At 37.1% G+C, this 10,090-nt stretch carries 8 protein-coding genes and 3 tRNA genes; 7 read left to right on the top strand and 4 right to left on the bottom strand.

Translation table 11 applies throughout. The annotated features are described in order from the left end of the window. From MUW73_RS00700 to MUW73_RS00685, 4 genes are all read right to left on the bottom strand, one after another. Nucleotides 1–192 (bottom strand): hypothetical protein (locus tag MUW73_RS00700; protein WP_243575153.1); only part of this gene is annotated, 192 nt, incomplete at its 3' end. Between the two features lie 163 nt (nucleotides 193–355). Further along, nucleotides 356–1,660 carry a UDP-N-acetylmuramoyl-tripeptide--D-alanyl-D-alanine ligase gene (locus MUW73_RS00695; protein WP_243017953.1) on the bottom strand — a complete coding sequence of 435 codons (1,305 nt, stop codon included), beginning with the start codon at nucleotides 1,658–1,660 and terminating at the stop codon, nucleotides 356–358. A gap of 29 nt (nucleotides 1,661–1,689) precedes the next feature. Beyond that, nucleotides 1,690–3,219 (bottom strand): hypothetical protein, encoded by a 1,530-nt coding sequence (locus MUW73_RS00690; RefSeq protein WP_243017952.1) that lies wholly within the window; start codon nucleotides 3,217–3,219, stop codon nucleotides 1,690–1,692. A gap of 302 nt (nucleotides 3,220–3,521) precedes the next feature. After that, entirely contained in the window at nucleotides 3,522–3,743 is a 222-nt protein-coding gene (locus tag MUW73_RS00685; protein WP_243017951.1) for a DUF2795 domain-containing protein, read from the bottom strand. 182 nt (nucleotides 3,744–3,925) lie between these two features. On the opposite strand from MUW73_RS00685, the gene MUW73_RS00680 reads away from it, so the two are divergent. From MUW73_RS00680 to MUW73_RS00650, 7 genes are all read left to right on the top strand, one after another. Further along, complete coding sequence (locus MUW73_RS00680; protein WP_243575152.1) at nucleotides 3,926–5,146, top strand: FtsX-like permease family protein; 1,221 nt, start codon at nucleotides 3,926–3,928, stop codon at nucleotides 5,144–5,146. A 33-nt stretch (nucleotides 5,147–5,179) separates the two neighbouring features. Next, the gene (locus MUW73_RS00675; protein WP_243575151.1) at nucleotides 5,180–6,172 is read left to right on the top strand and encodes a hypothetical protein; all 993 of its coding nucleotides are present in this window, start codon (nucleotides 5,180–5,182) and stop codon (nucleotides 6,170–6,172) included. Nucleotides 6,173–6,335: 163 nt separating this feature from the next. After that, nucleotides 6,336–7,412: a hypothetical protein gene (locus tag MUW73_RS00670; RefSeq protein ID WP_243017948.1), complete on the top strand. Its 1,077-nt coding sequence runs from the start codon at nucleotides 6,336–6,338 to the stop codon at nucleotides 7,410–7,412. 123 nt (nucleotides 7,413–7,535) lie between these two features. Beyond that, a complete protein-coding gene (gene metG / locus MUW73_RS00665) occupies nucleotides 7,536–9,215 on the top strand; it encodes a methionine--tRNA ligase (protein ID WP_243017947.1) in 1,680 nt (559 codons plus the stop codon). A gap of 186 nt (nucleotides 9,216–9,401) precedes the next feature. Further along, nucleotides 9,402–9,493: transfer RNA gene (locus MUW73_RS00660), tRNA-Ser, on the top strand. 22 nt (nucleotides 9,494–9,515) lie between these two features. Continuing rightward, nucleotides 9,516–9,590, top strand: a tRNA-Pro gene (locus tag MUW73_RS00655). 17 nt (nucleotides 9,591–9,607) lie between these two features. Continuing rightward, nucleotides 9,608–9,680: transfer RNA gene (locus MUW73_RS00650), tRNA-Arg, on the top strand. Nucleotides 9,681–10,090: the final 410 nt, after the last annotated feature.

The following is a 10,090-nucleotide window of genomic DNA, read 5'->3' as shown; positions in this document are numbered from 1 at the left end:
ATTATATTTAGCAACTCTTTGGTTTGCGTTGACGAAATTAGTAGAAAATGAATTTTTGTTGTTACTTTTTTCTTGATAAAAAAGTAACCAAAAAATCAAGCGCTGATGAAAAAAGTGGCTGAAAGCTTCGTTTACAGCTGGAAAAACAGGAGCATACCTGCAATCCATCCCGGCAACTGTTTTTCTTTTCATCTGTAAACACCGCTTTCTGATCGCACTTTTTTCAAAGGGCGCGTTTTTTTACTAGCATAAGCCATAGTGGTGAACGGAAACATTTGATCTAGCAAAAAGTTTATTTAAAAATGGCTTGCCTAGCACTGAATTCAACAGATAAACGTTTGGAGTCACATTCAGGCTACCTTAAAACCTCTACTAATGTATGTATAGCTAAATGGTGCGCAGCTTTTAACAAAATGCCACTATTTTGAAAAGTATGGCTATTTAGATAATTCGCCAAACACTCTTTATCTGGGAAACAAGCTATTTTCTCATGAGGTTGTTGGCTGGCAGCAAAGGTAAAACAAGGACCACATAACAGTACGCGATCATAATCAGGTTGAAAAAGCTCTTGCATAATCTTTTTATGCCAAGCAGTAGTCTGGTTACCTAAATCAGCCATATCACCTAAAATAACGATACGGTAGCCCACCTTTAATTGTAAAAGCGTATCCAGTGCTGCCTGAACGGAAGCCGGACTAGCATTATAGCTATCTATAATCAATTGATTGCTGCCTTTCTTGACTAATTGCATGCGTTGATTGGTAGGAACATAGGCTTGAATAGCTTGATGGGCTGCTGCACTATCCACATGAAAATATTTGGCTACGCAAAGCGCTGCTGCAATATTGTATATATGGGGTTTACCTAATAAATGGGTCGTAACGACTACCCCTTCTAAGGATTTATAACGGATATAAGGCTCCTGACTCACCCACTCAAGAGGCGCAAAGTCGTTAGGCTGAGGATAGGTAATGGGTTTTCTAAAGCGTCTACTTATAGTAGACAACCAGGGTACTAAGGTGTTTAAAAAAATGGTGCCACCAGTAGCGTAAAGGTAATCATATAGCTCACTTTTACCACGAATTACACCTCTTATATTGCCAAATCCCGTAAGATGGACCTCTCCAATAGCGGTGATCAAACCATGGGTAGGGCGCGCTATTTTACAACATAATGTAATGTCGCCTAATTGAGTAGCGCCCATTTCTATAACCGCTATTTCCGTATCCTGCCTCATAGCCAAAAGGGTTAAAGAAACGCCAATAGATGTATTTAAATTACCCTTGGTTGCTATTGTGCTATAAGTGGTGCGTAAGACAGCGTGGATAAGCTCCTTGGTAGTAGTTTTACCATAGGAACCCGTTATAGCTATAACTGGAAAATGGTCGCCATATTGTGACCGATGGTGAGATGCTAATCTTGTTAAGGTGTCAAGGCTATTTTTAACTAAAATATAGGCAGCGGATGGCCTGGCATAAGCAGGATCATCTATAATCACATAACTGGCTCCCTTTGCTAAGGCTTCTTGAGCAAAGGCATTGCCGTTAAAGTTAGCCCCCCGAATAGCAAAGAAAAGTGCACCTGGAGCACAGTCACGTGTATCTGTGGTTACAAGACGCGTGATTAAATATTTCTGATAAAGCGTTTCTATAGCAATCATAGGTAATCCATAGAACGGTTTTCAAGTGATTAGCTGTAGGAGACGAGTGTAGGTTTAGCCTCTGTTTTATTCTTAAAGGTATGAATAGCCAGTTTAACCGATGGCACTACTTTTCCTAATAATGGACTATACCCCACTTTCAGTGCTACACCAGGCCATAACTTGGTAGCATGTTCTAGGTGTAAACCCATCCCATAAGTATCTACAAACGTTTGATTCAATAGCTGATTATCCCGATTGTAAAGGGCTATAAAATTAGTAAATGCAAGTACAACAAATCGGATAGAGGACAATACAATGGGCATATGCAAAGTGGTGTCTAGATGCAGATTGAGTCTTGCATAGATAGGCGCTTGCAGGCTGTTGTCCGCCTCAGGGGCCTCTAGGGCTTCAGGGTCACGGTGCATGATACCCAACATACGCTCCTTGGGCATACGATACCCTATTATATAATCTATGGCCACAGATTGATGTGCACCGTTACATCTTTGTATAGATGGACCAACATAGGCCAAGCCTAGTTTAAGTATCGCTTCTTCCAATCTTTTTTTATGTAAAAAAGAACCTGATTCACAATTTATATGCATATATCTAAACCTAGGTTTTACTATATTTTTAATACAATGCACGCCAATATAATGCCTATTGTTAAATTGACCTTTTTGATAACCATATAACATGGCTACAGATCCTCCTTTAGGTAATTTTTCCCAATCATGCAGTGCATATAGACCACTTAATTTTTGATAAACATCCGCTACCCAACCTATTTTACCTAAAACAAGCGTATAATCGTGATACGATGTATTTTTCATAGCTGAAACAGGTAAATCGGTAACAAAAACTTTCTTATAACCGCTTAGTCCAGTGATCCAGTAATAAGGCGGGTAGGATTCCTCGGTCTTGCTAGCGAATAATTTAGTCACCCATACATTCTGGTGAGCAAATCTATAGTTACTCCCTATCTGTTTATAATAGTCTCCGCCAAAAAGATAATGTCCATGTAACTTAGGCAATTCATAGGTGAATCCATATCCCCATCTTTTTTTTAGAAAAAACTGTTGACTTAAGCTATGTCCATATCCCCATGCATTAGCATGCGTGATGGTAAGTAAGGGTCCTTCATCTAGACTTATCCCCAAGGAGATCGGAAATCGATCTTTGGTTTTTATGATTAGATCAGATATGATGGGGTTGGTAGTTGGATCAACTATCTTACGCGTAACGGAGACAGTTGCAAAGTAAGGCAGAGCCATTAATCTTTGTTTGATAGACAAGAGTGCTTTGGCATCAAAAATTGTTCCAGGCGGTAAGTTTATTTCTTTATCAATCAATGAGACATCTGTGGTAGGGGTAAGCCATTTGGCCAAACGTAAGTAAGGATAGGGTGTAGCAACCATTGGCTCCATAGCACCTGTAGATGTTATGGTAATGGTATTAAGTTTATAGGAGGGAATTTTAGCTTGATCTGATTTTAGGCCAAATGGTATACAAAAAGCCAGTATTAGCATAGCTATTAAGCCTTCAAATTGCGCTATCTTTTTGTTTATTTTATGCATAGATGGAGGCTTAGAAATTGACCAGACAGGCATATGGATCTAAATCACTGAAAGCGCCCTAACGCTATATAACCAGTAGCGTTGTGGCTGAAATCTAGGATAAGGGCTATGCTAAAAGTATAACGCCTTATTACCTAGAAATGATTGCCAAAATCATATAAAACATGCAAGATGTGTTTACCTGATAAGGAAGTTAGTGCTGAATGGATAGTAGCTACTAAGCGATTCAGATTAAATTAAATATTGTTATTTATTTACCTCATTGTTTTTGATATTCAAATTTTGATATTTATTTTCAGTGCTTAATACTCATCTTCATTAAAGATAAAATCATCACCCGTTGGGTAGTCAGGCCATATTTCTTCAATACATGTGTATGGATAATCATCATCATCTAATTCTTCTAGATTTCTAATAACCTCAAAAGGCGCTCCTGACCGTTTGGCATAGTCTATTAACTCATCCTTGGTAGCTGGCCAAGGAGCATCTTCCAAATGTGATACTAATTCAAGTGTCCAATACATAATGCAAAAGTGAAAAATAAATTAAATTTAAATCGTTCTTGTGGTATCTTTTATACCAAGCTTATTAACAGGCTAAAATAGAGTAATTTTTAAATTAATACAAAAAATTTCTTTTATACTTGCTACCATAGCCTTAGTTCTAAAATAACTAGTTCATACATTGTACACATATCATAACTTATATGCAAATATCTTTTTTTATTGCCCAACGTTATCTTAAAAAACAGGGCAAAACAACACTAATATATAGGTTATCTAAACTTTCTTGCTACAGCATGGGGCTTGGTACAGCTATTTTAATAGTTGTATTAGCTACTATGAATGGCATGGAAAAGCTATTAGCTACTTTATTTTATACGTATATGCCAACATTAAAAATAGAATCTAAAATAGGTAAAACATTCATTGCTGATAAACAATTAAAAGAAAAAATCATCGATCTTGCTGGTGTAACAGCTATTGTCGAAGTATTAGAAGCGACTGCACTTATACAGTTACAACACCAACAAGCCCTTGTGACCATTAAAGGCGTCTCGCCTAATTTCATAGCAAGTGACTTTTATAAAAATTGTACCCGTATGGATGGCGTTAATTTTTTAGCCGAGGGTCAACCTCAAGCTATTGCAGGTATAGGACTTAGCCAATTTTTACAATGGTCAACTGCTAAAAAAACTTCTAAAAATAAGGTAGCCGTTTTTTATCCAAAGGCAGGTTTTTACCATCTTCATAATCCATACAAGCGTCTTACCTTAGAGTTGGGTGGTTTTTTTTCTATAGCCAAGAAGATAGATAGCAGATATATGATTATGCCTATTCATTTTGTGGAAGATTTGACAGATGGTTTACATAAACGTACTTATTGGGAAGTGGTAATCCCAAATATGGCCGATCTAGAAAGTACGCAAACAAGCATACAAAAGCTACTACCAAATAGCTATAAGGTAATCAATCGAGAGGAGCAAAATGAAACACGTCGCAGAGCTATTTTCATTGAAAGGCTTGCTGTTTGTTTTATTTTTGCTTTGGTATTGCTTTTAGCGTCGTTGCATATTTTCTTTATGCTATGCATGTTGATACTACACAAGCAAAAAGATATCCGTATACTTATTGCCCTTGGGGCTACACCTAATCAAATCGGTAGGGTTTTTTTCTATAATGGGCTATTAGTAGCTTTAAAAGGTATTTTGTACGGTCTTGTTATTGGGTCTACTATAGCCTTTTTGCAGCAAAAATTTGGCATTGTTACCTTTACTATGGGGCATACTAAGGTTTCATACCCTATAGAAATGCATGGGTTAGATGGTTTATATACAGTTATTGTAACTGTTTTATTCAGCCTGTTGGCCACGCTTTGGCCGGTAAAACGGGCCATGCAATTAGCCAGAAAGTCACTAGGTAACTAAAATGACTAGTACAGCCTAAAAATATAAGGTCACATGAATAATAGTATAATTATTACTGCTTTATTCTTATTAAGTGCATATAGTCTCACAGGATTTCAATGTACTCGAGCTAGCGCTACTATGGGATCTAATGACCCAAAATCTGGTGTAGAAAAAAAAACGCCTAAATATAACATTCAAGAAGATGACATTACACCCAATCCAATTGTAGCCTACACTATTGAAAAGGACCAAATTTACCTTGACCGCGTCTTTCAACCTACATCCACATCTACCCTTCACCCTGTGCTATGGGCAAAAGAAACAACTAATCATGATAAACACCAGCGACTTTTCGACTTGTTTGCCTGTATCATCCCCCAGCAATACAGGAAAGGGATCAAATATTTTTCCATAATTGATTCAAAGATAAATAATGTAGATGATATGTGCCTATACTGCGCTATAGGGCCTCAAAGTCAAGAATCTCTAGCATACTTTCGCCTTTACATGGCTTTTGACCTAGAAGATTATATTGATGGTACTTACTTACCAAACGCAAGTTATAATACACTGGGCTACGATTTTCTTATTTATACAATGATCCATGAATTGGGTCATTATGTAACAATGAATAACGAACAAGACGACTTAGTAGACGGTTACCTTATTCCACATAAAAACTCAATTTGTGCGCAAATGCAACTTAGACCTTTTTATAAACAAATCAACAACTGTAGTAAGAAACAATTAGCTGAATATTATAAAGAAATATTTTTCAAAAAAGGAGAGTTCGTCACGGACTATGCAACAGAGTCTTTTGCAGAAGACGCTGCTGAAACTTTTGCTCATTTTGTACTCACTGATGAGCGTCCTAAGCCAGGTCTTAACGGAGCAAAAGATAAAATGCTACTCTTTTATCAAGATCCCAAAATGGTCCAAATTAGAGCAAGTATTCGGGAAAACCTGAAAAACCTGGGCATCCATCCCAAACCTACCAAGAAGCTTAGTATCTGTGCAAGATTACTAAAATATATTATAAATTAGCTGATCAAGCATAATGATACGGTTGCAATAAATTAAAATATATTGTAAACTAGCGGATCAAGCATAACTGATACAGTTGTAATAAATATAGAACATTTTTTTAGGTAGCTAAATGATCAACCAGCTTTTGAAATTTTGATTCAAAATAAATAATATAAAACAGATGCAAAAAATAGTTTCGACCCATTTATTAAGTTTATTTAGTCTAATGTTAACTGGATGCATTCATACTAGTCTTAGTATGATGGAGCAGGGTGGTTCAAAAGACGCTACATACAGTTTTGAAAATAAGCCTGAAAAATATAGATTTATAGATAATGAAATTGTAAGCTACAAAATTATTAACGGTGAGCTTGCCTGCAACTGTGCATTCACACCTAGAGCGAAATCTGGATTTGATGCTGATAAATGGGAACAAGAAAAAACTAAAAAAGGTCAGCATGAAAAATTATTCAATTATTTTGCGCAAATCATCCCTCAAGAATTGAGAAAAAACATCAAATATTTTTCTATAATTGATCCAAAAGGAAATCAAGTAGGAGATACACATATACTTGCCTCTATAGGACCAAAAAATCGGAATTCTTTAGAAGATTTCTGCTTGTCCGTAGCATTCAATCTAGAAAGTTTCATCCAAACTACACACTCATCTGAAAACACAAGGTATAACGCACTAGGTTATAGTTTGCCTATTTATGTATTTATACATGAATTTGGTCATTATATGACTATGAATAACGAACAACAATATCTTGTAGAAGGAATTCCTGTACCAAAAGAAAATTCAATACTTGCAAAAATTATATCTACACCTGGTTGGAAGAAAATAACCGATTTGTATAAGAGTATACCTAATATGCCTAATATGGCAGATATTTTAAAAGGCAACTACCCCAAATCTGAAATAGCAGCACTATTGAAAGCCAATAATGAGAAAGCATATCAATGTACAAAAAAACTTGTTCAACAAGAAGAATTCGTCACAGAGTATCCAACAAAGTCTTTTTCAGAAGACGCTGCTGAAACTTTTGCTCATTTTGTACTCACTGATGAGCGCCCTGAGCCAGGTCTTAACGGAGCAAAAGATAAAGTGCTACTCTTTTATCAAGATCCCAAAATGGTCCAAACCAGAGAAGTTATTCGAGATAATCTGAATAAAAAAGGGATCCGTCCTAACATGTCTAAGGAAGAGCTCACGAAACTATTCAATCGTTTATCAACCTCAAACTTGATTTTTTAGGTTAGTTGCTGATTTTCTAGTTTTATAATTAGCTTTTCAGCAAATTTTTGTAAAAAGCTTTATACTTACCTAATTTTTTAACCAAGCAAAACAGTACAATAGCTCATCCTTACTATTAAATAAATGACTGACCCCAAAAGATATACCGTTACCGCTGCATTACCCTATGCCAATGGACCTATTCACTTAGGTCATGTGGCGGGTGCTTACCTGCCTGCTGATATTTATGTTCGCTACTTAAGACAAAAAAAAGCGAATGTGGTTTTTGTCAGTGGTTCTGATGAACATGGAGTTCCCGTAGTTATTCGTGCCCAGCAAGAGGGATCTACCCCCCAAGCAGTGGTCGACAAATACCATACCCTAATCAAAGACGCTTTACAGGGCTTAGGTATTAGTTTTGATATCTTTGCAAGAACTTCCTCACCTACCCATTATGAGACAGCCACTGATTTTTTTAAGGAACTGCACAAAAAAGAGGTATTCGACGTATATGAAACAGAACAATACTATGATCCTGTTCATAAACAATTTCTATCTGATCGCTATATCAAAGGAAACTGTCCTAAGTGCATGAATCCTGATGCCTATGGCGATCAATGTGAAGCATGTGGCAGCACCTTGAGTCCAGAAGAATTGATAGATCCTATTTCTGCCATTAGCGGTGCAAAACCTATTTTAAAATCAACCAAACACTGGTACCTACCACTAGATAAATATGAAAATTGGCTTAAAAAGTGGATTTTAGAGGAACATAAAGACTTTAAAACCCATGTATATGGTCAATGTAAAGGTTGGCTAGACCAAGGCTTACAACCACGTGCTGTAACCCGTGACTTACCTTGGGGTATTCCTGTTCCGCTTGCTCAAGGCAGTGGAAAAGTGCTCTACGTTTGGTTCGATGCGCCGATTGGGTACATTAGCGCTACTAAAGAATGGGCAAAAGCCCAACAGGTAGATTGGAAACCTTTTTGGCAAGCCCCTGATACTAAGTTGGTTCATTTTCTCGGAAAGGATAATATTGTATTCCATTGTCTTATCTTCCCCGTTATGCTCAAAGCACATGGCCAGTTTATTTTGCCTGAGCAGGTCCCAGCTAATGAATTTCTTAATCTAGAAGGCAAAAAGATTTCTACATCTCGCAACCATGCTGTTTGGGTAGATGATTATTTAAAAGATTTTCCAGGTAAAGCAGATGTATTACGTTACGTACTCTGTAGCATTGCACCAGAAAACAAAGACAGCGACTTTACTTGGCAAGATTTTCAAGATAAAAATAATCGTGAGTTGGTTGCTAACCTAGGGAATTTGGTACATAGAACCTTAAGTTTAGTACATCAGCATTTTGGCGGATTAGTGCCACCTCATATCGAGCCTAATCAAGTAGGTCAAGCTTTATTTACTACCCTCAAAGCTTCTTTTACAGAAGTAGGCCATGCCATAGAACAGTTTAGGTTTAAAGAAGCACTCCAATTGTGCATGGGATATGCTACATTGGGTAATAAATACCTAACAGATAGTGCACCATGGCATCTGGTAAAGAGCAATCCACAGGCAGCTGGTACGATATTGCATATAACACTCCAACTCATAGCCACCTTAACACAGTTGATCAAACCTTTTTTACCTACCACAAGTAACAAGATGGCCGATATGTTAGGATTAAAGGAAATAGGCTGGGGCCAGTGCGATGTGACCAATTTGGTAAAAACAGGTGATCGACTAGCTGCTCCTAAACTTTTATTTGAAAAAATTGAAGATGATGTCATTGATAAACAAAGAAAAAAATTAGCATCTGGTCAATAAGGTTCCATGTGTTTTAGCAGACGACAGCTATGAAGCATACAACTAATTGCTAGCATTTAACAGATGGCTACTCTTGCATACCATAGCTATAATACTCAATCAGCACATCTATTTTTAGGGGAATTATATACATTTTTTTATTATAAATTCAGTAAATTTACTTACCTTGCATTGCTAAGGTTATATGGATAGGTGGGTGAGTGGCTTAAACCAGCAGTTTGCTAAACTGCGGTATGGATGATTCTGTACCGGGGGTTCGAATCCCCCCCTATCCGCCATTGTCTTATCTTCAATTATATTCGGGGCGTAGCGTAGCTCGGTTATCGCGTCTGCTTTGGGAGCAGAAGGTCGCAGGTTCGAATCCTGCCGCCCCGACCGATACCTTCTTTTTAGGTTCCGTAGCTCAATGGATAGAGCAACTGCCTTCTAAGCAGTAGGTTGAAGGTTCGAGTCCTTCCGGGACCACTTCTGCTCTACCTATTCCGTATCCATTAAGCACTATGGTAAGGCCACGCACAATCAATAAGAAATAAAAACACGACTTGTAAAATAGGCTTTACAAGCGTTCTAGTAATTTTTAGGTTTGCTTTTTTATTTATTTGCCATTTTTTAGCTAAAAAATTTTAGGCACAATTTGGTAAAACCTTTATATCCACTAGCGTTACAATCTATACCCGTTAGATTGTATGGTTGTGATAAGACCGGTAAGCTAACATAAAATTTTGTTTCCGTTCACCCAATGGCGTCAACTTAAGGAATTTTTAATTATCTTTATTTGATTATAAGTCTTTTTTATCTTACTTTTTTCTTTATAAAAAAGTAAGCAAAAAATCAAGCCCTGGTAAAAAGTTGCGCAAAGCGCCCCTTACAGCTGG

Origin of the sequence: Candidatus Cardinium sp. cByotN1 (genome assembly GCF_022810525.1) — a bacterium.
Taxonomy (GTDB): Bacteria; Bacteroidota; Bacteroidia; order Cytophagales; family Amoebophilaceae; genus Cardinium.
Note: the sequence above shows the minus strand (reverse complement) of the source record. Positions and strands in the feature narration are given on the sequence as shown.

Excerpts from the sequence above, each read along its gene's own strand:
- MUW73_RS00695 (WP_243017953.1), bottom strand. The coding sequence starts at position 1,660 with ATGATTGCTATAGAAACGCTTTATCAGAAATATTTAATCACGCGTCTT.
- MUW73_RS00690 (WP_243017952.1), bottom strand. The coding sequence starts at position 3,219 with ATGCATAAAATAAACAAAAAGATAGCGCAATTTGAAGGCTTAATAGCT.
- MUW73_RS00685 (WP_243017951.1), bottom strand. The coding sequence starts at position 3,743 with ATGTATTGGACACTTGAATTAGTATCACATTTGGAAGATGCTCCTTGG.
- MUW73_RS00680 (WP_243575152.1), top strand. The coding sequence starts at position 3,926 with ATGCAAATATCTTTTTTTATTGCCCAACGTTATCTTAAAAAACAGGGC.
- MUW73_RS00675 (WP_243575151.1), top strand. The coding sequence starts at position 5,180 with ATGAATAATAGTATAATTATTACTGCTTTATTCTTATTAAGTGCATAT.
- MUW73_RS00670 (WP_243017948.1), top strand. The coding sequence starts at position 6,336 with ATGCAAAAAATAGTTTCGACCCATTTATTAAGTTTATTTAGTCTAATG.
- metG (WP_243017947.1), top strand. The coding sequence starts at position 7,536 with ATGACTGACCCCAAAAGATATACCGTTACCGCTGCATTACCCTATGCC.